General features: G+C 61.1%; 1 protein-coding gene. It reads left to right on the plus strand.

Features of this window, described 5'->3' with window-relative positions; genetic code table 11:
- Positions 1 to 24 precede the first annotated feature (24 nt).
- Positions 25 to 1,330, plus strand: a 1,306-nt coding sequence (locus ABZS43_RS36590; protein WP_355040591.1) for a hypothetical protein, incomplete at its 3' end; no start/stop codon positions are given.

A 1,330-nucleotide genomic window follows, 5' to 3' on the forward strand; every position in this document is an offset into this window, starting at 1 on the left:
GCGAGTGGAAGGCGGGTGGGTGCGATGGGATTGGGAGCGACCGGTAGCGATCTGACCGATTGGCCTGATCTGCTGAAAAGTTCCCGGAACGGGAAGCTCGAGTTGCTCGGGGTCGATGGTGCGAGTCTGAAGTCGCTCACCGATTCCTGTGAGTCTCTGGTGGGAGACATCCTGGGTCTGATCAAGGCCATCGATGACCTCAACTGGTACGAGTTCCTGAATTGGACCTATGCGGGTTCGGTCAGGACGACGACTTTGGACAGTATGAACATGCTGTTCAAGAAATTTCACGACAAGCTGACCGTGGAACTCGTACAGGTGTTGCGGAATCACCAGGCCATCGTCACCGATATGGCGAACACGTTCGTCGCGGCGAACAAGTCCTACAGGATCACCGATCTCGAGAACGAGGCCCTTTTCCAGACTCCCGCTCCGCACGACCTGCACAATCCGGTGTTCGATGTGTCCCGGCCGATATCCGGGGGCGACTGGAAGGACGGACCACCCGCGCCGCACGGGGTTTCCGGAGTGAATTTCGATGCCAGAGCCAAGAACACGATCGCCGGTGCTGTCGAGAACGGCAGCTCGTTCGCTCTGCGCGACTTCGCCAATATCGCGGCGTTGTTCGACCAGAACGACGGCAAGATCTGGGAGACCGCGGGCTACGTACACGCCATGGCCCAGGTCTGGAACAGGTCCATCGACACCTTCGAATCCAAAATCTCCCCCGTCTTCACCAACCAACACTGGCGGGGCACCGGCGCCGATCACGCGGTCACCTTCCTGTCCCGCTACCTGAGCGCGGCCACCGACCTCCAGAAAGCCCTCGCCGCCATGGCCGACGTCATCGGCGACACCGGCGACTTCGGCCTGTTCACCTGGTCACACATACCCCACTACAGCCAATTCGAATACAAAGACGACAACTCCGCAGGCGAGATCGAAAAAGTCCACGACGAACGCGAAGACAACTGGAACGACGCGGCCAAAGCCCTGACCTGGGCCCAGGACTGGTGGAACCACGGCGACTCCACCAGCAACAACAAGGGCTACCACGACGGACTCACCCAACTCGCCGCCATGATCCCCCTGTTCACCGACCCCAACACCACCGCCTCCGCCCACACCCCCACCGGCAACAACACCAACCAAAACAACGAAAACGGCAACGGCAACAGCAACAACGGCGGCAGCAACAGCAACGGCAACGGCGGCAGCAACGGCAACAGCGGCGGCACCGGCGACGGCAACGGCAAAGGCAGCGGCAACGGCAACGGCAAAGGCAACGGCGGTTCAACAGGCTCCACATCACCCACCGGCGGCCCGAACG

Origin of the sequence: Nocardia sp. NPDC005366, assembly GCF_040606855.1 — a bacterium.
Taxonomy (GTDB): domain Bacteria; phylum Actinomycetota; class Actinomycetes; order Mycobacteriales; family Mycobacteriaceae; genus Nocardia.